The sequence below is a fragment of the Microbacterium marmarense genome, from assembly GCF_037204165.1.
GTDB lineage: Bacteria > Actinomycetota > Actinomycetes > Actinomycetales > Microbacteriaceae > Microbacterium > Microbacterium marmarense.
The window spans coordinates 313,675-339,695 of the sequence record NZ_JBBDGL010000002.1; the positions used below are offsets into that span (position 1 = coordinate 313,675).

General features: G+C 61.9%; 22 protein-coding genes. 9 read left to right on the forward strand and 13 right to left on the reverse strand.

Features of this window, described 5'->3' with window-relative positions:
- Positions 1-4: 4 nt before the first annotated feature.
- Entirely contained in the window at positions 5-2,080 is a 2,076-nt protein-coding gene (locus WDU96_RS07900; protein ID WP_337337953.1) for a DNA gyrase/topoisomerase IV subunit B, read from the reverse strand.
- A 173-nt stretch (positions 2,081-2,253) separates the two neighbouring features.
- Here WDU96_RS07900 and WDU96_RS07905 point away from each other — a divergent pair, with 173 nt between their 5' ends.
- Positions 2,254-2,472, forward strand: coding sequence for a DUF7455 domain-containing protein (locus WDU96_RS07905; protein ID WP_337337954.1), 219 nt, complete (start codon positions 2,254-2,256; stop codon positions 2,470-2,472).
- A 5-nt stretch (positions 2,473-2,477) separates the two neighbouring features.
- Here WDU96_RS07905 and WDU96_RS07910 read toward each other — a convergent pair whose 3' ends face one another.
- Together WDU96_RS07910 and WDU96_RS07915 are read right to left on the reverse strand one after the other, a co-directional pair.
- The gene (locus WDU96_RS07910; protein WP_337337955.1) at positions 2,478-3,527 is read right to left on the reverse strand and encodes an alanine racemase; all 1,050 of its coding nucleotides are present in this window, start codon (positions 3,525-3,527) and stop codon (positions 2,478-2,480) included.
- Complete coding sequence (locus WDU96_RS07915) at positions 3,524-4,201, reverse strand: alanine racemase C-terminal domain-containing protein (RefSeq protein ID WP_337337956.1); 678 nt, start codon at positions 4,199-4,201, stop codon at positions 3,524-3,526. The genes WDU96_RS07910 and WDU96_RS07915 overlap by 4 nt, the downstream gene beginning before the upstream one ends.
- A gap of 46 nt (positions 4,202-4,247) precedes the next feature.
- Here WDU96_RS07915 and WDU96_RS07920 point away from each other — a divergent pair, with 46 nt between their 5' ends.
- Complete coding sequence (locus WDU96_RS07920; protein WP_337337957.1) at positions 4,248-5,270, forward strand: sugar-transfer associated ATP-grasp domain-containing protein; 1,023 nt, start codon at positions 4,248-4,250, stop codon at positions 5,268-5,270.
- A gap of 57 nt (positions 5,271-5,327) precedes the next feature.
- Here the strand turns inward: WDU96_RS07920 and WDU96_RS07925 are convergent, their stop codons facing one another.
- The 3 genes from WDU96_RS07925 to WDU96_RS07935 form a co-directional block, all read right to left on the reverse strand.
- Positions 5,328-6,023 carry a coenzyme F420-0:L-glutamate ligase gene (locus tag WDU96_RS07925; protein WP_337337958.1) on the reverse strand — a complete coding sequence of 232 codons (696 nt, stop codon included), beginning with the start codon at positions 6,021-6,023 and terminating at the stop codon, positions 5,328-5,330.
- Positions 6,020-7,360: an RNA polymerase sigma factor gene (locus WDU96_RS07930; RefSeq protein WP_337337959.1), complete on the reverse strand. Its 1,341-nt coding sequence runs from the start codon at positions 7,358-7,360 to the stop codon at positions 6,020-6,022. Before WDU96_RS07930 ends, WDU96_RS07925 begins: the two co-directional genes overlap by 4 nt.
- A 250-nt stretch (positions 7,361-7,610) precedes the next feature.
- Entirely contained in the window at positions 7,611-8,534 is a 924-nt protein-coding gene (locus WDU96_RS07935; protein ID WP_337337960.1) for a proteasome assembly chaperone family protein, read from the reverse strand.
- Positions 8,535-8,617: 83 nt separating this feature from the next.
- Between WDU96_RS07935 and WDU96_RS07940 the strand changes: the two genes are divergently transcribed.
- From WDU96_RS07940 to sucB, 3 genes are all read left to right on the forward strand, one after another.
- The gene (locus WDU96_RS07940; RefSeq protein ID WP_337337961.1) at positions 8,618-10,093 is read left to right on the forward strand and encodes a leucyl aminopeptidase; all 1,476 of its coding nucleotides are present in this window, start codon (positions 8,618-8,620) and stop codon (positions 10,091-10,093) included.
- Entirely contained in the window at positions 10,093-11,466 is a 1,374-nt protein-coding gene (gene lpdA / locus WDU96_RS07945; RefSeq protein ID WP_337337962.1) for a dihydrolipoyl dehydrogenase, read from the forward strand. Before WDU96_RS07940 ends, lpdA begins: the two co-directional genes overlap by 1 nt.
- A 61-nt stretch (positions 11,467-11,527) precedes the next feature.
- Entirely contained in the window at positions 11,528-13,324 is a 1,797-nt protein-coding gene (gene sucB / locus WDU96_RS07950) for a 2-oxoglutarate dehydrogenase, E2 component, dihydrolipoamide succinyltransferase (RefSeq protein ID WP_337337963.1), read from the forward strand.
- Between the two features lie 15 nt (positions 13,325-13,339).
- Here sucB and WDU96_RS07955 read toward each other — a convergent pair whose 3' ends face one another.
- Positions 13,340-14,674: a hypothetical protein gene (locus WDU96_RS07955; RefSeq protein ID WP_337337964.1), complete on the reverse strand. Its 1,335-nt coding sequence runs from the start codon at positions 14,672-14,674 to the stop codon at positions 13,340-13,342.
- 121 nt (positions 14,675-14,795) lie between these two features.
- Here WDU96_RS07955 and WDU96_RS07960 point away from each other — a divergent pair, with 121 nt between their 5' ends.
- Positions 14,796-15,506, forward strand: a complete 711-nt coding sequence (locus tag WDU96_RS07960; protein WP_337337965.1) for a DUF4191 family protein — start codon at positions 14,796-14,798, stop codon at positions 15,504-15,506.
- Positions 15,507-15,509: 3 nt separating this feature from the next.
- On the opposite strand, the gene WDU96_RS07965 is transcribed toward WDU96_RS07960, so the two are convergent.
- Positions 15,510-15,965, reverse strand: coding sequence for a GNAT family N-acetyltransferase (locus WDU96_RS07965; RefSeq protein ID WP_337337966.1), 456 nt, complete (start codon positions 15,963-15,965; stop codon positions 15,510-15,512).
- 137 nt (positions 15,966-16,102) lie between these two features.
- Between WDU96_RS07965 and WDU96_RS07970 the strand changes: the two genes are divergently transcribed.
- Positions 16,103-17,899, forward strand: a complete 1,797-nt coding sequence (locus WDU96_RS07970) for a threonine/serine exporter family protein (protein WP_337337967.1) — start codon at positions 16,103-16,105, stop codon at positions 17,897-17,899.
- An 18-nt stretch (positions 17,900-17,917) separates the two neighbouring features.
- Here the strand turns inward: WDU96_RS07970 and WDU96_RS07975 are convergent, their stop codons facing one another.
- Positions 17,918-18,343 (reverse strand): RDD family protein, encoded by a 426-nt coding sequence (locus WDU96_RS07975; RefSeq protein ID WP_337337968.1) that lies wholly within the window; start codon positions 18,341-18,343, stop codon positions 17,918-17,920.
- Positions 18,344-18,475: 132 nt separating this feature from the next.
- Here WDU96_RS07975 and glnA (WDU96_RS07980) point away from each other — a divergent pair, with 132 nt between their 5' ends.
- Positions 18,476-19,900 carry a type I glutamate--ammonia ligase gene (glnA, locus tag WDU96_RS07980; protein ID WP_337337969.1) on the forward strand — a complete coding sequence of 475 codons (1,425 nt, stop codon included), beginning with the start codon at positions 18,476-18,478 and terminating at the stop codon, positions 19,898-19,900.
- Between the two features lie 53 nt (positions 19,901-19,953).
- On the opposite strand, the gene WDU96_RS07985 is transcribed toward glnA (WDU96_RS07980), so the two are convergent.
- The 3 genes from WDU96_RS07985 to WDU96_RS07995 all read right to left on the reverse strand — a co-directional run bounded on the left by WDU96_RS07985 (position 19,954) and on the right by WDU96_RS07995 (position 24,576).
- Complete coding sequence (locus WDU96_RS07985; protein WP_337337970.1) at positions 19,954-22,956, reverse strand: bifunctional [glutamine synthetase] adenylyltransferase/[glutamine synthetase]-adenylyl-L-tyrosine phosphorylase; 3,003 nt, start codon at positions 22,954-22,956, stop codon at positions 19,954-19,956.
- A 17-nt stretch (positions 22,957-22,973) separates the two neighbouring features.
- Positions 22,974-24,311: a type I glutamate--ammonia ligase gene (glnA, locus tag WDU96_RS07990; protein ID WP_337337971.1), complete on the reverse strand. Its 1,338-nt coding sequence runs from the start codon at positions 24,309-24,311 to the stop codon at positions 22,974-22,976.
- Positions 24,312-24,378: 67 nt separating this feature from the next.
- On the reverse strand, positions 24,379-24,576 hold the full coding sequence (locus WDU96_RS07995) for an SPOR domain-containing protein (protein ID WP_337337972.1): 198 nt from the start codon (positions 24,574-24,576) through the stop codon (positions 24,379-24,381).
- Between the two features lie 94 nt (positions 24,577-24,670).
- Here WDU96_RS07995 and ppgK point away from each other — a divergent pair, with 94 nt between their 5' ends.
- Entirely contained in the window at positions 24,671-25,432 is a 762-nt protein-coding gene (gene ppgK, locus WDU96_RS08000) for a polyphosphate--glucose phosphotransferase (protein ID WP_337337973.1), read from the forward strand.
- Positions 25,433-25,434: 2 nt separating this feature from the next.
- On the opposite strand, the gene WDU96_RS08005 is transcribed toward ppgK, so the two are convergent.
- Positions 25,435-26,004, reverse strand: coding sequence for a hypothetical protein (locus WDU96_RS08005; RefSeq protein WP_337337974.1), 570 nt, complete (start codon positions 26,002-26,004; stop codon positions 25,435-25,437).
- Positions 26,005-26,021: the final 17 nt, after the last annotated feature.

The window sequence follows — 26,021 nt, forward strand, 5'->3', positions numbered from 1 at the left end:
AGAGTCAGGCGTCGATTCTGCCGCGCTCCAGGCGGCCCGATGCGTCGATGATGAACTCACGGCGTGGTGCGACCTCGTTGCCCATCAATAGTTCGAACACCGTCGACGAGGCCTCAGCGTCGTCAACTCTCACGCGGCGCAGCAGTCGACCCGAGCGGTCCATGGTCGTAGTGGCCAACTGCTCAGCATCCATCTCACCGAGACCCTTGTAGCGCTGGATCGGTTCTTGCCAGCGCTTGTTGCTCTTGGTGAGCTTAGCTAGGAGCGTCTGCAACTCCTTTTCGGAGTAGGTGTAGATCGTCTCGTTGGGCTTCGAGCCGGGATGCATCACGATGACGCGGTGCAACGGCGGTACCGCGGCGAACACGCGTCCTTCTTCGATGAGTGGACGCATGTAGCGGAAGAACAGCGTGAGCAGAAGGGTGCGAATGTGTGCACCGTCGACATCGGCGTCGCTCATCAGGATGATCTTGCCGTAACGAGCGGCACTGAGATCGAACGAGCGCCCAGAACCGGCACCGATAACCTGGATGATCGACGCGCACTCCGCATTCGAGAGCATGTCGCTGACCGATGCCTTCTGCACGTTGAGGATTTTGCCTCGAATCGGCAGCAGCGCCTGATACTCGCTGTTTCGCGCCAACTTTGCCGTCCCGAGCGCCGAGTCACCCTCGACGATGAACAGTTCGGATTCCGCCACGTCACTTGAGCGGCAGTCCACGAGCTTCGCCGGCAGAGATGATGACTCGAGCGCGTTCTTGCGACGTTGCGTCTCTTTGTGCGCTCGTGCTGAAACACGGGCCTTCATCTCAGACACGACCTTCTCGAGCAGCTGAGAGGCCTGGGCCTTGTCATCACGTTTCGTCGAAGCGAACCGAGCGGTGAGCTCACGCGTCACCACGTTTGCGACGATCTGACGTACGGCGGGGGTGCCAAGAACCTCTTTGGTCTGGCCTTCAAACTGCGGTTCGGGAATGCGCACGGTAAGTACCGCACTGAGACCAGCGAGAATATCGTCCTTCTCGAGCTTGTCGTTGCCCACCTTCAGCTTGCGAGCGTTCTGCTCTACCTGGGTGCGCAGAACCTTCATCAGCCCGGCCTCAAACCCTTGTTGGTGAGTACCGCCCTTGGGTGTCGCGATGATGTTCACGAACGAGCGCGACGTGGTCTCGTAGCCGATCCCCCATCGCACGGCGATGTCGACTTCGCATTCGCGTTCAACCTCAGTGGGGAACATTGCGCCGCTCGGTTGCAATACCGGCACTGTTTCTTTGAAGGTGCCAGTGCCGCTCAACCGCCACGTATCGGTCACCGAGGTGTCGGGAGCGAGAAACTCCGCAAACTCCGAAATGCCGCCGTCGTAGCGATAGCTCGTCTCGATCGGCTCGTCGGTGCGCGCGTCACGGATGACGATCTCGAGGCCAGGTACAAGAAAAGCGGTCTGTCGTGCGCGCTGCTCTAGTTCAGTCAGCGTGAACGCTGCATCTTTAGTGAAGATCTGGCGGTCGGCCCAGTACCGAATCCGTGTGCCCGTCACGCCCTTGGGTGCACGCCCCTTCAGCTTCAGCTCCGACGCATTCTCGAACGGTGTGAAGGGAGAATCCGGTGCGTTGCCGTCGAAATTGCCGGGTTCGCCGCGGTGGAAAGACATCGCCCACGTCTTGCCGGCGCGATCCACCTCGACGTCAAGTCGTTCCGATAGTGCGTTCACGACTGATGCTCCGACGCCGTGCAATCCACCCGAGGCCGCGTAAGAGCCGCCGCCGAACTTGCCGCCGGCATGCAGCTTCGTGAAGACCACTTCCACGCCGCTCAGTCCGGTGCGTGGTTCGATATCCACGGGAATGCCTCGAGCGCGGTCGCGAACTTCTACGCTTCCGTCGTCATGCAGAATGATCTCGATATGAGACCCGTGGCCCCCGAGTGCCTCGTCTACTGAGTTGTCGATGATCTCCCACAGGCAGTGCATGAGCCCGCGCGAGTCGGTCGAGCCGATGTACATGCCCGGCCGTTTGCGGACGGCTTCAAGGCCTTCAAGTACCTGGAGGTGATGGGCGGAGTACTCGGAAGTCACAATCATCGAGCCTATCCGCGGTGTGCGCCAGGATGCCGCAGACACGCTCCGTGGCGACTTCGGCGTACGCGCTGAGCGAAATAAGGCGGTTTCTGGGCGATTGCGGGCATCGTCTAAGCCAGGGCGTGGTTGTATTTCATGACAGCTACATCGCTCTACGCATATGAGGAGGCACCGAGATGACTACGCTATCGACCCCAGAGGCCGCCGTCCTCGAACACCGCCTGACCGCGTCGGACCGCTGTGATTCATGCGGCGCGCAGGCCTACATCGCCGCCGAAGTGAACGGCAGCGAGCTGCTTTTCTGCGCTCACCACGGGCGCAAGTACGAAGAGAAGCTTCGCGCGATCGCCACCTCATGGCACGACGAGACAGCACGCCTGCACGAGGCTGTTTAGCCTTTCTATTCCCCTGAGTACACTCTGGGGATGAGTGGAGACACGCGCAGCGCGATCTCTTCGCCGATCGTGTCGATCGCTTCGGCGAGATCTGTCGGAGACGCTTCCTGGAGATCACCTGGACCGTAGATGCGAACGGTATCGCCGACGCGCGCGTCAGGCCATTTCTCAACGACCGACTGGGAGTCTCCGACGCTCAGCAGCTTTCGAGAACCAGCTGGGGTGCCGACTCGCACCAGGCCAGCGAGCAGTGATGCAAGACCATCAAGACTTCCGATGTTGACGGTGACGCTCCTCTCACCAACGGCGGTGACGTCCGCCTCAAGCCGAGATACCACGGTGAGGCCGAGCGCCTGTTCGGAGGCACCACCTGCCGAGCGGATGCCGTAGCAAAAGGCTCCCACTCTGACGAGGTCGTACCGAAACTCTGGTCTTGCGAAGGCCGCGGCGCTCGCAGCCAGATGGCGCACGCTGATGGCTAGTCCGGCCGTCGCTGCTTTCGCGAGGGCGTCCTCATACAGCCTGCGCGACTCATCGTCTTCATCGTTCGACGCTTCGGCAATGTGGCTCCACACCCCCACTACGTCGATCGACCCGGATTGTTCCAGTCGCGCGGCGTGCGCGACGAATGTGGGCCAGTGCTCAGGCCGGATGCCATTGCGGTGGAGGCCGGTGTCGATCTTCAGATGCACGCGCGCTACCTGGCCCGCCGACGCTGCAGTTGCCGCCACTTGTTCCAGGAGCGCGGCGTCGCCGATTCCTACTTCGAGTCGTTCGCTGATGACAGCGTCGACGTCTGCCTGCGAGCCAGCCATCCATACGAAGATGCGGGCGCTATCTCCCAACGTGGCTCGAACCGCACGACCAGTGCTCACATCGAATGCGCCGAACCAGCTGACGCCCTCTTGCGCAGCCCGGCGCACCACCGGGGCTATCCCATGTCCGTAGGCGTCATCCTTCACGACCAACATCACTTCGGCGGGACTGACAACGGTACGAACACGGCTGAGGTTGCGGGCAAACGCGTTCAGATCGACGTGCAGGCTAGCGGTCACAGCGAAATCTCCCGAGCCGCGCGTAAGCCGACCATCGTCACAATCTCGTTTGCGCGCAGGCCGCATGCCTGCGTCCACTCCGCCAAAGAAGGGTCGCCGGCGCGAGGGTCGCCGAAGAACACGGCGCGGTCGCCTCGTGCGACGTCCGCACTCCCGAAATCGACCACGCACACGTCCATGGCTACTCGTCCGACGACGGGATGGACGTCACTGCCGATTCTCACGCTGATGCTGCCACCGAGGGAACGAACGACACCCTGCGCGTAGCCCCCCGTGACCAGAGCGATGTGCGTGTCGCTCGTAGCGCGAAAAAGATAGCCGTACGACACCCCTTCGCCGGTGCGCAGCCGCTTGGTGCTCAGCACGGTCCCATGCAGGTGCAGTGCCGGGATGCAGGCGTCGTCACCACCGGGTAGCCCGAAAAGCGAATACGGATCGAGGCTGCCGTCGTCGCTGGGGAGGATCGCGGCTGCTGCCAGCACCTCGGTGACCATCGGCGCGCCATGGCCCCAGGCATCCGCATCCAGTATCGATCGCGAGTACGCGCGGTCACCCGCGGCGTACGCGCGACGGGCGTTGTGAACCAAGGCTTCGCGAGACACCCGCGCCGTAGGGCCGCTGGAGGACGCCCGATGTGCTGACACCGGACCGTGCCCAGGGTTCGTCGAACTCACGCCGTCTAGACTATCGGGGTCCCCCAGTTTCTACCTCGGAGTATGCATGCCTTCTCAGCGCCTCGGTCTGAGCGACCGCCTTCGCTACCTTGTTGCTCGCGCGCGTCGAATAGATGTCGGCTCAGTGTTGGAGCGTGCCAAGGAAGCGTCGGAACAGCACGGCAAATGGACGCCCCGCATCGTGATTGACATGCTTTGGTCTGCAGGATTCAACAATGTTGGTTTTCAGGACTACATCGACTACGACTTCGCGATTCTGACGCGCTCAGAGCGAGCGACCTATATGACTCACCCGGTGTCGAACCAGCTGTCGCAGAAGTACGATCACCCCGACTATCGGTACATGTTTCAAGACAAGGTCGAGTTCAACCGCGTCTTCAGCGACTTTTTGCTACGCGACTGGATGGTCGTCACCGACGGGAACGCCGACGAAGTGCAAGCTTTCGTGACCGCTCAAAAGACGGTTGTCACGAAAGAACCAGTAGGTCAGGCGGGAACCGGCGTTCATCGGTATCACGCGGCGGAGATCGCTGACTGGGCTGAGTTTCACCGCGGACTGCTCGAACGCGGAGAACTGTTGATTGAAGAGGTGATTCGGCAGCACGAAGATCTGGCCGCTGTTTGCCCCGGCACCGTCAACACGACGCGGGTGACGGCATTCTTCGATGGCCGCGAAACCCACATACTTGCGATGGCGCAAAAGTTCGGTCGCGGCGCTGTCAGCGACCAGATGACCTTTGGCGGTTTCTACACGATGCTGGACGAGAACGGTCATTCGATGGGCCCCGGCTACGATTCGCATGCGCACGTGCATGTGAAGCATCCCGATAGTGATTTTGTGATCGCCGACTTTCAGCTGCCCATGATCGACGAGGTCAAGGCGTTTGTCGACCAGGTAGCACGCGTCGTGCCACAAGTGCAGTACGTCGGATGGGACATCGTCGTGACCCCCGACGGCCCGGTACTCGTCGAGGGCAACTGGGGAGCGGGCGTGTACGAAAACAAGCCCAGCGTCACCGGAATCCGCACGGGCAACAAGGGCCGCTATCGGGCCGCAATCGGCTTCTAGAGCCAGACAGAAATCTCCCGCTGCGCATATCGCAGCGGGAGATTTTCTATACCGCGGCTAAACAGCGCGAATCACGCCGAGCGGCGTGGACTGATGGCCCTGGCCAAGCGGGTTGTCCTTCAAAATCGACACGAGCCGCTTCTCTGCGGTCTTGTCCAATGTGGAGCCGAGAATGTTTCCACCAAGATCATTGATGTCAACCACAGCGACCTCGCAGACGCCGCCAACGATCGACTTGAGATGGCGAGCAACCTCGTTTGGACGTTCGGGCCCAAGCACGACCGCCTGATTGTAGGGCGGGATCGTACCGCTTGTGGGTCCATCAATGGCGCGTGCCTTGTCGCCTGCGATGCGATAGAAATCGCCCTTGCGACCGAACAGCTTCGTCACGGCCGAAACAGCCGCGGCAAACAGGATCCGAACGTTGCCACACTCGCGTAGCGCCATTTCCATAGTCTCAGGCATGCCGAGACCAATGCCGTATGGAGTGCGGGTCACGTACTTCGAGAGGAAGAGTGCTAGCTTGCGTGGCGTGATTTCGTCGATCGCGAACGAGCGTCCCTGTGTGATCGCCACGATCTTCTCCGTGACGAACAGAATGTCGCCTTCGCGAACGACACTCGTGGCGTACTCGGCGATGAACTCGTCGAGATCATCACCGGGCATGACAACGCGCGTGCGAATTGGGATGCGTGCAAACGACATCCCATCGATGTCGACTGTGAGCGCCTTGCCGGCGTTAGCCTCGCTCACTCGAGGTAGTCCCGCAATGACTGCGACCGGCTCGGGTGGCGCAACTTTGCCATCGTCTTCGATTCGATCTGGCGAATGCGCTCACGAGTGACACCGAACGTGTCGCCGATCTGGTCGAGAGTCTTGGGCTGTCCATCGCCCAGACCGAAGCGCATACGAATCACGCCCGCCTCACGTTCAGACAGCGAGTCGAGCAGCGACTCAAGCTGACGCTGCAACATGGTGAAACCCACTGCATCGGCGGGAACTACTGCTTCGGTATCTTCAATCAGGTCGCCGAACTCACTGTCGCCGTCTTCACCCAGCGGCGTGTGCAGAGAAATCGGCTCGCGACCGTACTTCTGCACCTCAACAACCTTCTCGGGGGTCATGTCGAGTTCGTGGCTGAGCTCTTCGGGCGTCGGTTCGCGACCGAGATCCTGCAGCATCTGACGCTGCACTCGTGCCAGCTTGTTGATGACTTCGACCATGTGCACGGGAATGCGAATGGTGCGCGCTTGGTCGGCCATTGCGCGGGTGATCGCTTGACGGATCCACCAGGTGGCGTAGGTCGAGAACTTGAAGCCCTTGGTGTAGTCGAACTTCTCGACGGCACGGATGAGCCCGAGGTTTCCCTCCTGGATCAGGTCGAGGAACTGCATCCCGCGACCGGTGTAGCGCTTTGCCAACGAGACGACGAGACGAAGGTTCGCGCCGAGAAGGTGGGACTTCGCGCGCTGACCGTCGCGGGCTACCCACTGGAGGTCGAGTCCGAGCTGGCCGGTCCTTTCAGACGGTGACATCTGCGCGAGCTTGTCTTCAGCGAACAGACCCGCTTCGATGCGCATCGCCAGCTCGACTTCTTGCTCCGCATTCAGGAGCGGAACTTTACCGATCTGCTTGAGGTAGTCCTTGACGGGGTCGGCCGTCGCACCGGTGATCTGGGTGGAGTAAACCGGCACATCCTCGTCGTCACTCGATGAGATGACGATCGCTCCGGTGGGCAGAGGTTCAGTGAACGCCGGCTTGGTGTTCTCTTCTTCCTCGTCTTCTTCTGCTGCAGGTGGCGCTTCTTCAGCCTCTGCGACAGGATCAGCAGCCTTGCGCCCGCGCTTGGCAGGAGTCTTCGCGGCCGCTTTTGCCGGAGCCTTAGCGGCTACCGGCGCATCTGCCGCAGCTTCGACGTCGTCGTCGACCTTCGTGCTCGCTGCTTTTTTCACAGGAGCCTTCTTCGCAGCAGCCTTCGCAGGGGTGCGCTTTGCGGCAGGCTTGCGAGCGGGCGCCGGAGCTGTCTCGACAGCTTCCTGTTCGGTGTCCGTCGCAGCCTTTTGGGCAGTTGTCTTCGCGCCTGGAGTCACGTTTAGCCTTTCACCGACGGGCACGAGCCGCACGCCCTCGGTATTCTTCGGACACTAGTAAGACCCTTGTCAAGTCCTCAGCCACGCGCGGAACGCGAACCTATCGGATTGACAACGGGTCAGAGTGTCTATTGTCTCACACATGTGCGGCACCTCTTGCAATTTCGCCGCTATTGTGCCTTTTGCATCTCGCCGAGTCCTGGAGACCGCACGAGACAGTCTGCAACGCGCGACGTGGCGCGAAGATTCCTCAGAGCCCGCGCTTGTCGTCTTCACCCGGAGGGCGTGATGCGAGAAAACGCTCCAACTCCGCGCCGAGTTCGTCGGCACTGGGCAGATCGCCCGTGTGAATAATCGGAGTCGCGTCGGTCGACCCCGCCATGTAGGCGTCGTATCGATCTTCCAGCCCCGAAACCATGCGAGAAAGCTCGTCGTTGTCTTTGATCTGGTCGCCCACCTTGGCGAGATAGTCGCGGTTGGCCTCGCGCAGGTCGTCACCAGCGAACACAAGCCCCGTGGCGATGGAAAGACTGTCGAGCGCGGCCATCGCGGCGGCGGGATAGTCGCTTTCGGCAAGATAGTGCGGCACGAGCAGAGCGAATCCTGCCACGTCGTTGCCAGCCTCAGCCAGGCGCAACTCGAGCAAGTGTGCTGCTGTCGCGGGGACTTGCGTGTGAGGTTGCCACACTGAGTGCGCTTTGGTCAGCTCCTTGCGCGTGCCGCTGACGGTCGTGCCGATTGGCCGGGTGTGAGGCACCGGCATCGGGATGGCGTGAACCCATGTCGCCGACGAGGTTTCGTAGGCGCCCGCGAAATCAACGACAGCTTCGGTGAATGCATCCCAGCCGAAGTCGGGTTCGTAGCCTCCGAGCAAGAGGAAGGGCTGGCCCAGAGTGTCGTGCACGAGCGACAGTTCAAGCCGCGGTGCACGATAGCCGGTGAGATGGTCCTGGTCGAAAGAGATCATCGGGCGTCGAGCTCGGTAGTCAAGAAGAGCGTCGTTCGAGAAGACGGAGACGGGGGTGCCGTCGAGCTCGTCACGCATGTAATCGAGCGTTTGACTCACCGCGTTGCCCGCATCGGCGAAGCCGGTGAGGGTGATGATGAGGGGAAGACCGGCGGGTACAGGCGGTGCTGAACTCGCGCGTTCAAATATGGGACCGGACGAAGGCATATCACCATCGTACGAGGCGTCGTCTACGCGTGGGTCGGGCACGTCCCGCTCACAGCGAACACATCGTCCCTAGGATGGAGAGCATGTCGTACCCCGACCTTGAATATTCGACCGAGTCCATCCGAGACACCGCCGCCGATGCGATCGTTCTGGCCCTTCCGCCGCTCGATACAGATCCGGCTCCTGACCTGGCTGAGTGGCCAGGTCTTGCACAGTCTCTGACAGCCATCGGGTTCACTGGTGCGCCAGGTGTGCTGGTGCGTGCCTACGCACCCGATGTCACCGCACTGCCGCTCGCCGTTGTCGGCACAGGCACGAATCCGGATGCCGCGAAAATGCGCGACAGCGTCGGCGCGGCGTTTCGTGCGCTCGTCGGTTTTGAGAAAGTCGCCCTCGCCTTTCCGCTAGCCGATGAGGCACTCTGGTCGGCTGCAGCCGAAGGCGCTGCTCTCGGCGGATACCGTTTCGACGGGTACAAGAAGGCTGCCAAGAAGTCACGGGCCTCGCTTGTCACCTTGCACCTGGCGAACGTTCCCGACGAGACCGAAACCGCGCGTGTGCTTGCGAGCGCTGACGCCGTCGCCCTCGTGAAAGATCTCGTCGCGACTCCGGCGGAATGGCTCGGTCCTGCCGACTTCGCCGAGCACGCGACGCAGAGCGTTGCCGGCCTGGATGTTTCCGTACAGGTTTTCGATGAGGCGGCCCTCAAAGACGGCGGCTTCGGCGGCATCCTCGGTGTGGGGCAAGGGTCTGATCGCCCGCCACGGCTGGTGCGATTGGAGTATGCGCCGGCGGACGCCGAGCGACATGTCGCGCTCGTTGGTAAAGGCATCACGTTCGACACCGGCGGACTCTCGCTCAAACCTGCATCTGGCATGGTCGGCATGAAGTACGACATGTGCGGAGCTGCAACAGCGCTCGCGGTGCTGCGCGCCGTCGCCACGGTTCACGCGCCGGTTAAGGTCACCGCATGGCTCTGCATTGCCGACAACATGCCCTCGGGTCGAGCCACTCGCCCGGGTGATGTGCTCCGCATCGCGGACGGCACCACCGTCGAGGTGCTCAACACTGATGCCGAAGGACGCCTGGTGCTGGCTGATGGCCTCGTGGCGGCGAGCCGGGAGCATCCGGACTTGATCGTCGATGTCGCGACCCTGACTGGCGCTGTGACGGTTGCGCTCGGTACAAGGCACGCCGGCGTCATGGGTGACGACACCGCGGTCGCCGACTATCTGAAAGCTGCCGCCGACGTGAACGAACTAGCGTGGCAGCTGCCCCTCCCCGAACACATGGTTGACGAGCTCGATTCACCGATCGCGGATCTGCAGAACGCGAAAATCGGCGATCCTGCTGGTGGCACGATGTTCGCGGGGCTGTTCCTGCGTCATTTTGTCGGGCGAGTGAGCGATCAAGACGATGCTGCACGCATCCCTTGGGTGCACGTCGACATCGCGGGTGTCGGCATGAACAAGGGTGCCGGGTTCGGCTTTACCGACAAAGGGGCGACCGGAGCTTCTGTGCGAAGCCTCTTTCACTACGTCACGGGAGCAGCGAACTGATGGCGGAACACACCTTCGACGTCGTGATTCTGGGCGGCGGAAGCGGTGGCTATGCGGCAGCGATTCGCTCGGCTGAACTCGGAAAATCCGTCGCGGTGATTGAGAAAGACAAGCTGGGTGGCACGTGCTTGCATCGCGGCTGCATCCCCACAAAAGCTCTCCTTCATTCCGCCGAGGTCGCTGACACGGCTCGTGCCGCCGCCGACGTAGGCGTGCGAGCAACTTTCGATGGAATCGACGCGCAGGCGGTGCGTGCATATCGCGAGGGAATCGTCGCGAAGAAGTTCTCAGGACTCGAAAGCCTCATCAAGGCTCGGGGTATCACTGTCATCGCGGGCGAAGGACGCCTCGTTGCTGCAACATCAGTCGGCGTCGGCCAAGACGTCTATCACGGTGCCGACGTCATCTTGGCGACCGGATCGCAAAGTCGGTCGCTACCAGGACTCGATATCGCTGGTCGCGTTCTCACGAGCGAACAGGCCTTGGCGCTGGAGGAGATTCCCCAGTCAGTCATCATTCTTGGCGGCGGTGTCATCGGCGTGGAATTCGCCAGCGTCTGGCGCTCGTTCGGTGTCGATGTGACAATCATCGAGGCAATGGATCATCTCGTTCCCAACGAGGACCTCGCAGCTAGCAAGGCTCTCGAGCGCGCCTTCCGGCGCCGCGGTATCAAGTCGTCTCTGGGCGTGCGTTTCGCGTCATCTGCCCAGACTGATGATGGCGTCGCGGTGAGACTCGAGAACGGTCAAGAGTTCGCGGCAGACTATCTCTTAGTGGCCGTTGGCCGAGGGCCGGTTACCGCCGGGCTCGGCTTCGAAGACGCTGGAGTCACGCTCGATCGGGATTTCGTCGTCACAGACGAGCGCCTGCGAACCGGCGTCGATCACCTTTGGGCAGTGGGCGACATCGTTCCCGGGTTGCAGCTTGCTCATCGCGGCTTTCAGCAGGGGATACTCGTCGCCGAGCAGATCGCTGGCCACACTCCCCCGTTGGTCGCGGACGTGAACATCCCCAAGGTCACCTACTCGCATCCTGAGGTGGCTTCGGTCGGCTTTACCGAAGCTCAGGCCATCGCAGACCACGGCGCAGACCAGATTGCGTCTTTCGAGTACAACCTGGCCGGCAACGGCAAGAGCCACATCCTCGGTACCGCCGGAATCGTCAAGGTCGTCCGAATCAAGGACGGCCCTGTGCTCGGCGTGCACATGGTCGGCGACCGCGTCGGCGAACTCATCTCCGAGGCGCAGCTCGTGGTCGGCTGGGAAGCTCATCCTGAAGACATCGCACCCTTTATCCACGCACATCCCACCCAAGGCGAGGCTCTGGGAGAGGCATTCTTGGCTCTCTCGGGCAAACCGCTTCACGCGATCTGACGATCGTGGGCGCAGTCGTCACTAAGCTAGAAAAGAATTCCATCTTGAAGGAGACATCGTCATGAGCACTTCCGTGGTCCTCCCCGCTCTCGGAGAGAGCGTTACCGAGGGAACGGTCACCCGCTGGCTCAAGCAGGTCGGCGACACGATCGAGGTGGACGAGGGACTCCTCGAGATCTCCACTGACAAGGTCGACACCGAAATCCCGTCACCTGTCAGCGGCGTTATCGAAGAAATTCTCGTCCAAGAGGATGAGACCGTCGAGGTCGGCGCGGTTCTCGCGAAGATCGGTGATGGCTCGGGGGCTTCCGAGGCGCCCGCTGCTCCGGCCGCTGAGTCGGCACCGGCTGAAGAGGCACCCGCTGAAGAGGCACCCGCTGAAGCTGCGCCCGCTGAAGCTGCGCCGGCTGAAGCTGCGCCCGCTGAGGCAGAGTCGACTGAAGCTGCGCCGGCTGAAGAGGCTCCTGCGCAAGCACCTCCCGCCGCGTCTGGCGGCAAAGACGTGGTCTTGCCCGAACTCGGAGAGAGCGTCACTGAAGGTACCGTCACTCGTTGGCTGAAGCAGGTCGGCGAAGACGTTGCCGTCGACGAGCCGTTGCTCGAGATTTCTACCGACAAGGTTGATACCGAGATCCCGTCGCCTATCGCCGGGGTGCTTCAGGAGATTGTCGTCGGGGAAGACGAGACAGTTGAGGTTGGCGCGGTCCTCGCGCGCATTGGCGATTCCGCGCCCGCGGCGCAGCCTGAGCCCGAGGCTGCTCCGGCTGCCGAAGCGACGCCCGAGCCCGAGTCAAAGCCCGAGCCTGACGCGAAGCCCGAGCGCGAGGCGAAGCCCGAGCCCGAGGCGAAGCCCGAGCCCGAAGCGAAGCCTGAGCCCGAGGCGAAGGCCGAGCCCGCCGCCCCGAGCGCCGCTCCCGCTGCTGCTGCGCTCGCTGACGACTCAGACACCGTCGCATACGTGACTCCGCTGGTTCGTCGATTGGCACAGCAGCAGAACGTCGATCTCGCTTCCGTAACCGGAACCGGCGTGGGAGGGCGTATTCGCAAAGAAGACGTTCTCAAAGCCGCGGAGGCAGCATCTGCGCCCGCCGCGACTGCCGCAGCTCCGAGCGCGCCCGAACCGGCGCCGCTTGAGGTTTCGCCGTTGCGCGGCACCACACAGCCCATGTCGCGTCTGCGCAAGGTTCTTGCCGAGCGAGCGGTCGCTTCGATGCAGTCGACAGCGCAACTCACTACCGTTGTCGAGGTTGACGTCACAAAACTGGCCAACTTCCGTGACCAGGTGAAGGGAGACTTCCTCGCAAAGACCGGCGACAAGCTGTCATTCCTCCCCTTCTTCGCGTTGGCGGCAGCTGAAGCACTTCAGGCTTTCCCGATCGTCAACTCCACCGTTGACGGAGACAAGATTGTCTACCCGGCGAGCGAGAACCTGTCGATCGCGGTCGACACCGAGCGCGGTCTACTCACGCCGGTCTTGCGTGATGCCGCTTCGAAGAACCTCGCAGAGATCGCTCACGAAGTCGCAGACCTCGCGGCTCGTACGCGCGACAACAAGTTGAAGCCCGACGAGCTCGGTGGCGGGACGTTCACTCTGACCAACACCGGCTCGCGTGGTGCGCTGTTCGACACGCCCGTCGTGTTCTTGCCGCAGACGGCGATTCTCGGCACGGGAATCGTCGTGAAGCGTCCGGGTGTGGTGTCGGTCGATGGGAAGGACGCCATTTCGGTGCGCTCCTACGTCTACCTCGCACTTTCTTATGATCACCGTGTTATCGACGGTTCGGATGCAGCGCGCTTCCTTGGTGCTGTGAAGGCACGCCTCGAGGCGGCTTCGTTCCAGGGATCCCTCGGAATCTAGTCATCGTGTGAATGGCTACTGCTCGGCGTCATACACGTCGCGCAGTAGCCATTCGTCGTTTCTGCGCTCGATGACAACGATCTGAGACTCGCCACCGCGCGCTTCGACCTGCACGACGGCGACTCCCCCATACTCGTCGATCAACGTTTCAGAGCGTTGATCGGAGGGCAGATCGATCACTCCGGCTGGCGGCACAAATCCGCTCTCGACGGCGAAGGCAGTTTCGCAGCCGTCGTCACCTTCACAGTCGGCTCGCCGGGTGAGCAGAGAATCGACAGCCGTTGCGATGTCAGTGTCGGTGCGTGCACCGGATGACTCTTTCTCGTCGGCAGCATCGTTTTCTGGTGCCGGCGACTCAGTCGGTGACACGCCTGGATCCGAGTCCTCCGAGACCATGGCGGTAGCGCTCGGCGATGGCAGCTCGGCGGTCGCCGGTGCTCCAAGTTCCGTTGGCCAGAACAGCCCCCCGGCGAGCACTGTCGCGGTCACTGCTGCGGCGACGAGCCAGGGTGCGCGTTTACTGGTTGAGCGCCGGGAGGTCGTCAACCAGCGCCACACCACGGTGGTTGCGCGTGAGAAGGTGTCGGCGAGGTCTGCATCGACATGGCGAGCGAGACGCTCAGTGAGTCCGCGGGAATGAGGCGTCAAGATCTCATCAAACGTGGTCGCAGTGTGGCTGGCGAGATCTCTCGCTTTGCGTGTGCTCCCGATTGCAGAGGTCGCAAGTGCGCTTGACTCTGCAATCGTGAAGAGCAGCTCTTCTGCGCGGTCGTACTCGCGTTCATTCTCGACGGCACCATCGAGCGCGACAAGCGCCTCTGCCCACACCGGGCCCGCGGCATCATTTTCGGAGATGGCGCGGATCAGCGAGAGCGAATGTTCCCATGCCATCTGAGTGGATGTGCCGGCGGCAAGCACCGGCCGACCAGATTGCGTGAGCCACCACTGACCGGCCACGGCGGCGCTGTCCGTCACCTCGCTCAGTCCGCGTACGATGCTGACGGCCAGAGTCACGCGCTCCCCTTTTGTCAACGCAGCGCCGAGATTCTGGCGGCGTGCAACGAAGTCCTCGACACGCTCGGTGAGCACGGGCATCGCCACGTCGTGACCATCACTGCGCCTCACGATCGCAAGAGGTGTGACGAGGTGACCATCAGGATCAGCGGACCAGCCATCCCATTGCTCAGGCAGAGACCGAGCATCGATCAGCACGCACGCGTCGCCCGACTCCACGGTGGTGAGCATTCCGCCGAACGGAGCATCATCGCCCGCTCGCACGGGTCTGATGCCGCGATATGGCGCACTCAACGCGGTGCGGGGCGTCGACGGGTCGGTAGGCATATTGGTCATCACCCCACACTTGCGCGCGTCCAATGCCATCGGGTCGGCAAGAGCCGAGGTGTGCGCAAGTCAGGAGGGCTGAGTGTCGGGGAGGAGTAGAACGGCGCGGCGACAAAGTAGGCTGTAGTTCATGTCCAGCCGCAGTTCAGTTCCCGAGAAGCGTCCCGGTTTCTTCTCACAGCTTCGTACGCTCTACTCGTTCACTCAGAAGTCATTCCGGTGGCTCCCCTTCTTGCTGATCGCGATCATTCTGATTGGCGTCGCTGCAGGTGTGGGCGTCGGATTTCTGATTCCGCCAGTCGCAGTGTGGAGCCTGATCTTGTGGGGCATCACCGGCCTCATGCTCGGAGTTCTGGGCGCGCTTACCACGATGACGCGTCTGTCCACACATGCGATGTACCGCAAGATCGACGGTATGCCCGGAGCAACTGGACATGTGCTCTCGACGTCTCTCGGCCGCAAATGGCAGGCCAGTGAGGCTCCGGTCGGGGTGAACCCCAAGACGCAGGAAGCGGTCTATCGTACTGTCGGCCGCGGCGGTGTAGTCATCGTGGGTGAAGGCAATCGCAGTCGACTCACGCGACTCGTCGGCGATGAGCGCTCCAAGGTCAAGCGCGTCGCTTCGGGAGTTCCCATCACGGTGTTCTATGTCGGACACGGCGACGACGAGGTCACGATCGCAAAGCTCGCATCCGCGATCAAGTCTCTCCCGAAGGCAATCGACCGCACCACGATGGCGGCAGTCATCAAGAGAATTGATTCGGTATCGCAGTCGAAGTCATCGCTGCCGATCCCCAAGGGCATCGACCCAACAAAGGCTCGCGCTCCTCGACCTCGCTGAGCGCTAGTCGCTCGTTCCGGCGCGACGCATAGGAATGTGCGGAATGTCATCTTCGACGAACGGTTCGCCCGATTGCGCGAAACCAAAGCGTCCGTACCACTCGCTGAGATGAGTTTGCGCGTCGAGCAGTATGGGCGCTGTGGGGCGAAGCTCGGCACATCGTCCAATGGCGAGACGCATCAAACGAGCAGAGTGCCCGAGTCCGCGTGCGCCGGGCGACGTCGCAACACGCCCAATGCGCATCTCTGTCGGCTCGCACAGGATTCGCAGCGTCGACACCACCTGATCGGAGTCTTCGATCCAGGCAAGCTCTGCGCCCGGCTCGATATCTCGTCCGTCCAGTTCTGCGTAGGCGGCCTGCTGTTCGACGACAAAGACACTCACACGAAGCCACAGGATGCGATAGAGGGTTTGCGGGTCGATGTCTGCAACCGGAGCGCAATGAATAGCTATGGGCACCATTCGACGGTACGCCATCGAACGACGAGGCTCCTGTAGGTCGATCCAGCACACGCAACTCGCACCTATCGTGCAGCGGACGCATGGCACCCTGGGATGAAACGCAGCGCGAGAACGAATAACGACGGAGGTGGGGCGTGAGAGCATCTTTGGTCCTGCTCAATGTTGTGATCGCGGCCTCGCTGACCCTGGCATCGGTCGCCGGCGCGGCGACGCTGGCACCGGATGATGCGGAAACAATCACACCGACACCAGGTGTCGCGGCGACCGCGACGCCTGTGCCAGAAGTCGCCGAGACTGCTGAGCCTTCCCCGACCCCTACGGGCGGGTTAGAGACCCCTACCCCTACGCCCAGCACCACCTCCGAGCCGACGTCCACCGCAACCGCGACGCCCACGTCAACCGCGACGCCCACCGCGAGCCCGACAGCCACCTCCACCCCCACCGCAACGCCCACTCCCACAGTCGTTCCCGCCGTGCCGCCGTCAGTGGCCACCTCGACGACATCGTGGCTCACGGTGCTCATCGCAGTCGGGGTGCTTGCGGCAGCGCTGATCATCTTCATCGTTCTCGTGCGCCGTGCGCCGCGTGCACTCCCGGCAACGTCTGCCGCTGTGCTCCCGGAGGCCGAGGACGAGTCGGCAACCATTGTCGTAGACGCGATGGCTGCAATGGGACAGGCCATGGTTGACAGCGGCTATTCGGTAGGAATGGTTCGCACCGCGATGATGGACATCGCCGCGGTGAATGGACATCCCGACGCGGAGGTCATCGTCCTCCCGACTGCGTTGATGCTCTCGGTGAATGACGACGGTCGCGCCATCACCAGAGTCGTCAGCGCCGGCGACTCGACATTTCTGCTGCACCAGGTTGCCGCGGTAGACGCGCTCGTGCAGCGCGCTCGCGCGCAGCGCGGCGCTGCCTCGCGGCTCGCTGACGAGGTGTCGATGATCCGTGTCATGCCGCCCTCGTTCACTCATTTTCAGCGCGTGCTCGCCTACTCGGCGTTGTCTGCGGGAATCTCTGTGCTGCTGGGCGCATCGTGGCTCGGGGTGCTCCTCGCCGTAGTGCTCGGGGTCGCGGTGGGACTGCTGCTGCTGTTTTCTGAGCAAGTGCCTACCAGCTACCGCGTGCTTGTCAACGTCGCCGCTGCCTTTGCGGTCGGCGTCGTGGTGCTTCTGGTCGCGCGAACGTCGTCAGACATTGGAGTGTTGGCGACGGCAATCGCTCCCCTGGTCATTCTGCTGCCGGGGGGCCTGCTCACGACAGCGGTGATCGAGCTTGCGACAGGCCACATCATGTCTGGCGCTGCCAGAGCAGCCGCCGGAGCGATGCGCTTGTTGCTTCTAGCGGTCGGCATGGTTGCGGCAGCCGCCCTCATCGGAGTGCCTTCGTTCACGCTCACCGGTGACGCGTCTGGGGTGAACTCGCTCGCGCCATGGATCGCGGTTGCCGTGTTCGGCATTGGAATATCCGTGTATCAATGCGCAGACCGATCATCGATTCTTTGGATACTGCTGGTGCTGTACGTCGCGTACGGCGCACAGGTTCTCGGAGACATCTTCTTCGGTGGCGTGCTTTCTGCCCTCATCGGCGCTGTAGCCATGGTTCCCGTCGCTGTCACCGTGGCACGACAGCGCACCGGCCCGCCCGCCATCGTGAGCTTCTTGCCAGCCTTCTGGCTGCTCGTTCCCGGGGCGCTCGGGTTGGCGGGGGTCGCGGCGGTGCTCGGCGGCGACTCGAGCGGGGTCGACACGATCGTCACAACAGTGGCCACGATGATCTCCATCGCCTTGGGCGTCTTGATCGGCCTGGCGCTCACGAACATTCCGCGCCATATGCGTATTCGCGGCGCGGCTGAGCGCACTGACCTCAACGCATCGACAGATGCGATCGCTTCGACGAGCGAGCGTTACGCAACGGATGAACCGTAACGCAACGCCGACCACAACTCAGCGCCGCACGAGCACCGTGCCTGCGAGTTTGTCGTGGAAGCCTCTGTGATCGGCATCCCAAACAACGGCCGGAATCACAATGACGAGCAGCAACGTGCGCACGATAGGACGCCAAAGTCCGACCCATGCCCCATCGACGCGCCTCAGCGTAAGGCCGAAGAGGCGGTGGCCGGGGCTTGACTGCATGGTCGGCAGAAAAAGCACCTGAAGCACCGCGAACACGATCAATGGGTAGAAGAGGGTTATGCCTGCGTCGGGTGGCAAGGCAAACTGGTCGTACCCGAAGAACGCGGCGATGATCGTTGCCGCAATGTAGTCGACAAACAACGCACCTACGCGGCGTCCGAGCTTGCCGATCGAGCCGCGTCCGTCGCTTGGCAGGCCAAGACGCTCGCCGGGAAATGTCTCAGGACTCGCGCTCATGCGACAAGCGTATCCAGGTGCCTGTAACATGCACGAAACAATGTGGTCACTGGTGGGCAACGCCTTACCGGTACCTTTCAGGAAGGTCCGCGTTTAGCGCGGCGATCCCGAAGCCCTACCTCTGGAGCGTTAATGTTCAAAGATTCATCCGAGGTCCTGAAGTTCATCAAGGACGAGGACGTAAAGTTCCTCGACATCCGTTTCACGGATCTTCCTGGCGTTCAGCAGCACTTCAACATTCCCGCATCGTCTGTCGATGAAGAGTTCTTCACCGTCGGTCAGCTGTTCGATGGCTCGTCGATCCGCGGCTTCGCCAACATCCACGAGTCCGACATGCAGCTCATCCCTGATGTCACGACCGCCTACCTCGACCAGTTCCGCGACGCGAAGACGCTCGTCATGATCTTCGACATCTACAACCCGCGCAATGGTGAGATCTACCACAAGGACCCGCGCCAGGTTGCCAAGAAGGCCGAGAAGTACCTTGAGTCGACGGGTATCGCAGACACGGCGTTCTTTGCGCCCGAGGCCGAGTTCTACATTTTCGACGACGTGCGTTTCGAGGTCAAGCAGAACTCCAGCTTCTACTCGGTCGACTCCGAAGAAGGTGCCTGGAACTCAGGTCGCGCAGAAGAAGGCGGAAACCTCGGAAACAAGACGCCCTACAAGGGTGGCTACTTCCCGGTCAGCCCCGTCGACAAGACCGCCGACCTGCGCGACGACATCACCCTCAAGCTGATTGAGGCTGGTTTCGTGCTCGAGCGCTCGCACCACGAGGTGGGTACCGGTGGTCAGCAGGAGATCAACTACCGTTTCGACACCATGGTGCACTCGGCTGATGACATCTTGAAGTTCAAGTACATCGTCAAGAACACCGCTGAGCTGTGGGGCAAGTCCGCTACCTTCATGCCCAAGCCGCTGTTCGGCGACAACGGTTCTGGTATGCACGTGCACCAGTCACTGTGGCTCGACGGAAAGCCGCTCTTCTACGATGAGCAGGGCTATGGCGGTCTCTCCGACACCGCGCGTTGGTACATCGGCGGGCTGCTGAAGCACGCTGCATCGGTACTCGCATTCACGAACCCTACGATCAACTCCTACAAGCGTCTGGTCAAGGGCTACGAGGCCCCGGTCAACTTGGTCTACTCGGCCGGAAACCGTTCCGCCGCGGTTCGCATCCCGATCACGGGAAGCAACCCCAAGGCAAAGCGCATCGAGTTCCGCGCACCGGATGCTTCGGGTAACCCGTACTTGGCCTTCGCCGCCCAGCTGATGGCTGGACTTGACGGAATCAAGAACCGTATCGAGCCGCACGAGCCCGTCGACAAGGACCTCTACGAGCTCCCTCCTGAGGAAGCAAAGAACATCCCTCAGGTTCCGAACTCGTTGCTCGACTCGCTCGAGGCGCTTCGCGAAGACCACGAGTTCCTGCTTGCAGGAAACGTCTTCACTCCTGAGCTCATCGAGACGTGGATCGAGTACAAGATCGAGAACGAAATCAAGCCGATCGCTGCTCGTCCGCACCCGTTCGAGTTCGAGCTGTACTACGGCGTCTGATCTAGAGCGCTGAACGATGGGCCCCGGGAAACCGGGGCCCATCTTCGTGTTCGCTACCCGTAGAAAAGCTTCTCGAAGACGCGGCGCGAGCGGCGCGCGGTTGCGAGGTAGTCTTCTTCGACGCTCGTGGCAGAGCGCGGCGGATAGCCCAACAGTCGCCCGATGCCATCGAGCCGCTTGCGATCGGCTGGCAGCACATCGCTGGTCTGACCAGAGAGCAACGTGTTCGCAGAACGCAGTCGGCTCGAAAGCCGCCATGCTTCTCCGAGTCGCTGTGCAGCAATCTCGGGAATGAGCCCGGCGGCACTCGCTGCCTCTAACGTTGCCTGCGTCGAGGTGGTGCGCAGTTCGGGGTGGTCGTGACCGTGCTCGAGCTGAATGATCTGACACAGCCATTCGACATCACTCAGTGTGCCCGGGCCGAGCTTCAGATGACGCGACGGATCCACGCCTTGCGGCAGCCGTTCATTTTCTACTCGTGCCTTGATGCGCTTGATCTCACGCAAACTCTGTGGATCGACCGCGGCAGGATAGCGCACCTGGTCGGCCAGCTCCATGAACGCGGTGATCAGCTTGACGCTCCCGGCTACGCCGCGAGCACGCAACAGTGCCTGCGCCTCCCACGAGAGCGACCAGCGGCGGTAGTACTCGGCGTACGAGTCCAGTGACCGCACGAGCGGGCCGTTGCGGCCCTCGGGCCGAAGGTCGGCGTCAAGATCCAATGGCAGTCGGTGATCTTCCGAGTGCTTGCGAAGTTCAGAGACGATCTTCGTTGAAAGCGCGTGCGCACGCTCTGCGGAGACATCGTTCGCGCGATACACGTACATCACATCGGCATCTGACCCGAAGCCGAGTTCTGCACCCCCGAATCGGCCCATCGCGATGATCGAGAAATCCAACGAGTCATCTTCGGGCGGAACCACCTCGCGTCGCACCGCGCGCAGTGTCGCTTGAATGGTCACGTCCGTGATGGTCGTGAGCGCGGCAGCGACTTCTTCGATCGTGATGTCGCCACCGATGCCAGCCATGGCTGTGCGCAGCAGCTCACGCCTGCGCAGCGCTCTCACGGCGCGCATGGCGTCATCGATGCGTGTGTGACGCGTCTGAATAGCACGCGCCTCTTGCTGTAGTGCCGTCCCAGTGCGAGGGCGAAGCGCTGCCGGATCGTCTAGCCACGCGGCCGATTCCGGTATCCACTCCATGAGCTCGCCGACGTAGTGCGATCCCGACAAGGCGTACGACAGCGACTCCGCTGCGCCTGAGGAATCTCGCAGCATCCGCAGGAACCAATGGGTGTCACCAAGTCGTTCGCTCAAGCGTCGGAACGCGATGAGACCGTAGTCGGGATCGACGCCATGCGCGAACCAACGGATCATCACGGGCATGAGATGGCGCTGGATTGTCGCCTTGCGGCTGAGGCCCGTGGTGAGCGCGGCGATATGCCGCAGTGCACCCGCGGGATCCACGAACCCGATTGCCGCCAGTCGATCGCGAGCCTGGTCGGTGGACAGAACCCGTTCTTCGGCTGGCAAGGAGGCAACGGCAGACAGCAGCGGCCGGTAGAACAGCCGCACGTGGATTTCACGAACCTCGCGCTTGACTCGCTCCCATTGATCCCAGATCTTGGGGCCAGTCTCGGCAAGTTTGGTCGCGCGCGCGAGTATTCGCAGGTCACTGCGATCCTCCGGCATCAGATGCGTGCGGCGAAGGTGACGCAACTGCACGCGGTGTTCAAGTAGGCGAAGAAACCGGTAGTGATCAGAGAATGTGGATGCCTCGGCGCGCCCGATATAGCCCTGTGCGACCAATGAGTCGAGTGCGTCTAATGTACTGCGTTGGCGAATGCGCTCATCTGACAGACCATGCACGAGCTGCAGAAGCTGCACCGTGAACTCGATGTCTCGGATGCCACCGGGGCCGAGCTTGATCTGCAGCGGCACCTCTTCGGGTGGGATGTGTTCCGTCACCCGCTCTCGCATTCGCTGTACATTGTCAACGAAGTTCTCGCGCGCAGCGCTGGTCCAGATCTTAGGCTGAACGGCATCGACGTACGCGGCCCCCAGCTCAGCATCCCCCGCTATCGGACGGGCTTTGAGCAGCGCTTGAAACTCCCAACCCTTCGCCCACCGGTCGTAGTAGGCCAGATGAGAGTCAAGAGTGCGCACAAGGGCGCCCTGCTTTCCCTCTGGTCGCAGATTCGCATCCACCTCCCACAATGGCGGTTCGATCTCGATACTCGACACACCGCGCATCGTCTGCAAGGCCAGGCGTGTGGCGATATCGACGATCTTGCTTTGGCCGAGCGACTCTTCAGCCTCAGCATCTGCGCCCGCGACGAAAATAACGTCTACGTCGCTGATGTAGTTGAGCTCGCGTGCCCCGGTCTTGCCCATGCCGATGATCGATAGCTGCGTCGCGGCGACATCGGCGCGCGGGAATAGACCAGCGCCCGCCGCTCCCCCAGAAATCCGCGTGCGAGCCACACACAGCGAAGCCTCTAGAGCGGCCCCCGCGGCGTCTGCAAGTCGTGAGGACACCGCAGCGACCTCATTGATAGGTGAATCGCTCAAGAGGTCGTACGCCGCGATCTGCGCGAGGATGCGGCGATAGCGCACACGCAACGCAACCCATGAAGTTTCAGAGCCGTCGGGGGCGAAGCCGTCTTTCGCCGCGACGGACTCCAGCATCGAGGCGAGCACTCCTTCGCTACTCGGAAGGGCGCCGAACGTGTGGATCTGACCGATCTCTTCGGGATGCCGCAGATAGAACTCGCCGAACCCGGTAGACGCCCCCAACAATGCCCAGAGCGTTCGCCAGCCATGGGCGCTCTGCCGCAGTGCCCGCACCGGAGCAGCATCCCGTCGGACGATCGAGACGAGCGCGCTGATAGCACCGTCTGGATCTGCCGCAACAGCGACGTCGCTGAGCAACTCGTCGCGTGTGAGTCCGGTTTCTACACTGAGCTCTTCCAGGTACTTTTCGGCGTCTTGAAGATCGCCAAAGCCGAGCCGTGCAAGTGGCGTGAGTGAAGAGCCGGGGCGTTCGCTGGGAGCCATACGTCAGCCGTGTGGCGTCAGAGCATCTCGAGGTTGCTCTTGAGCTCGTACGGAGTCACCTGCGAACGATACTCCTGCCACTCCTGGCGCTTGTTCAGCAGCACGTAGTTGAATACCTGCTCACCGAGCGTCTCGGCGACCAGTTCTGACTCCTGCATGAGCTCGAGGGCATGATCGAGACTCGCGGGCAGTGGATCGTAGCCAAGCGCGCGCCGCTCCGAGTCGGTGAGTGACCACACGTTGTCTTCTGCCTCGGGTGGGAGCTCGTATTCTTCTTCGATTCCCTTGAGGCCCGCTGCCAAGAGGAGTGCGTAGGCCAGGTAAGGGTTTGCCGCCGAGTCGAGTCCGCGGTACTCAACACGCGACGATCCGCCCTTGTTGGGCTTGTACATCGGCACGCGCACGAGCGCGGAGCGGTTGTTGTGACCCCAGCAGATGAAACTCGGAGCCTCGTCGCCGCCCCAAAGTCGCTTGTACGAGTTCACGAACTGGTTGGTCACCGCTGCGATCTCGCCAGCGTGCTTCAACAGTCCCGCGATGAACTGGCGACCAACCTTCGAAAGCTGGTATTCGCCACTCTCGTCGTAGAACGCGTTGACATCGCCCTCGAAGAGCGACATGTGGGTGTGCATACCGCTGCCGGGCTTGCCACCCAGGGGCTTCGGCATAAACGTCGCATACACGCCCTGTTCGATCGCGACCTCTTTGATGACCGTGCGGAAGGTCATGATGTTGTCGGCAGTAGCGAGCGCGTCTGCGTAGCGAAGGTCGATCTCGTTCTGGCCCGGTCCACCTTCATGGTGGCTGAACTCGACTGAGATACCCAGATCCTCGAGCATGCGCACAGAGCGCCGCCGGAAGTCGTGCGCCGTTCCGCCTGGCACGTTGTCGAAGTACCCAGCTGAGTCGACCGGCTGCGGACCTTCCGGCCCGTACGACGACGACTTCAGAAGGTAGAACTCGATCTCAGGGTGCGTGTAGAAAGTGAAGCCGGCGTCAGCCGCTTTCGCCAATGTACGCTTCAGCACGTGACGAGGGTCAGCAACCGCGGGTTGACCGTCGGGAGTCGTGATATCGCAGAACATGCGTGCGGTGGGGTCGATCTCACCGCGCCACGGAAGCGTCTGGAACGTCGTCGGGTCTGGGTGGGCCAGCAGATCGGATTCGTACGACCGCGTGAGTCCCTCGATGGCAGAGCCATCGAATCCAAGGCCCTCAGTGAAGGCACCTTCAACTTCCGCCGGGGCGATCGCCACCGATTTCAAGGTGCCGATCACGTCTGTGAACCACAGACGAACGAACTTGACTCCTCGCTCTTCGATTGTCCTCAGAACGAAGTCACGCTGCTTGTCCATCGCATCCTCTCCAGTGCCGGGCGCGGCCATAGCCAGACTACTGGTCGCACGCGGCGAAACCTGACACTCAGGCAGAACCCCAGTTGTCTTCCTTGGACTCTTCGTCAGCCCACGCGCGTGAGCGCGCCTTGAGAACCTCAGGAGCGGCCGCTGCCTCGTCGGGTGTATCGAACGGCCCCGCGCGGTCAATGGCGGGCGACTCGAAGCCCTTCTCCACCTCGCCCGTTTTCAGGTTGTACCAATACTTCTCGTTGTCACCGGTCATCGTGGATCTCCTCAATGAAGCGGGTTTCCGCAGCTACCGTCATCCTAACGACCCGCGTTCAGCCGATGGGGCGCTCGATCGATAGGCTTGCTCCATGGCATCTCAAGGGACCCGTGCGGTCGGCGTAGATATTGGCGGCACGGGGATCAAAGCAGGAATCGTCGACCTCGACCGTGGCGAGCTGATCAGCGACCGGGTCAAAGTTGCGACGCCTGCCGGGGCGGAGCCCAAAGATGTTCTCGCAGCCGTTACGACAGTGCTCGGCATTCTTGAGGTTGAAGATGCGTCGATTCCGCTGGGGGTGGCTTTTCCCGCAATTGTGAAGAACGGCCGCACTTTGTCTGCTGCGAACGTCTCTGACAAGTGGATCGGGTTCGAGGCAGAAAAGTTCTTTGAAAAAGGGCTAGGCAGAGACATCCACTTCGCCAATGACGCCGACGTCGCGGGCGTCGCTGAGCTGCGATACGGCGCAGCCAAAGGGCAGCAAGGATTGACGATCCTGACCACGCTTGGCACCGGCATTGGCTCAGCCCTCCTGTACGACGGCGTTTTGGTCCCTAACTCAGAGTTGGGCCATGTGCACCGCCCAGGCCACAAGAGCGACGCCGAAGCGTACGCCGCCTACTCGGCGATGGAGCGTGAAGAACTCTCGTGGAAGCAGTGGGCGAAGCGTCTGCAGTGGTACTACGGGCACATCGAGTTTCTGTTCAGCCCAGATCTGCTGGTCGTCGGCGGTGGAGTGTCCAAACACTCGAAGCAGTTCTTGCCGTTACTCGACCTCAAGACGCCGATCGTTCCCGCGGTGCACCGCAACAACGCCGGCATCATCGGCGCGGCAGCGCTCTCGCTGGGCTGACATCAGGGGCGCAACGGCGTTATCGATTCCGCGATGAAGCTGCCGTCCGAGAGCACCTCGGCGTCGAGGAGCGTCTGCGCGGCGTCTTGAACTTCGTCGAGGAGGGTGTTGACCTCTTCGTCGCTGAGATTGCCTGTCTCCACAGCCTCCAGCGACGCAACTGCCCACAGTGAGAACGCTGCTCTTACCCCCATGCCCAGATAATGCTGTCCAGGTGTGTCGGCCACGCCGCGACTCTCAGGAAAACCCCACTCGGGCGGCAACGCCCAGGGCCAGATGGTCGCGGCGGTGACATACTCTGCGTCGACGTCTTCGTGTGTCACTTTGACTGACCCGGTGTTGTTGAGACCTGTCTGAGCGAGCAACTCCGCGGGAGTGCCCGGGTTGGTATCGATTGTTCCGCCCAACGCAATTTGCACACGTTGTGGAAGCAGATGCATGAAGGCCGGTGCGGCCAGCACGAGCAAACCGAACACCACCGCAATCGCGATGGCAACCACGCTGGCCCTAGCAGCGATCCCGCCCTGCGGTCTGCGCGCGGACTTGACGCTCTCGGGGTCTGAATCTTGCATGGTGAACAAACTACTGG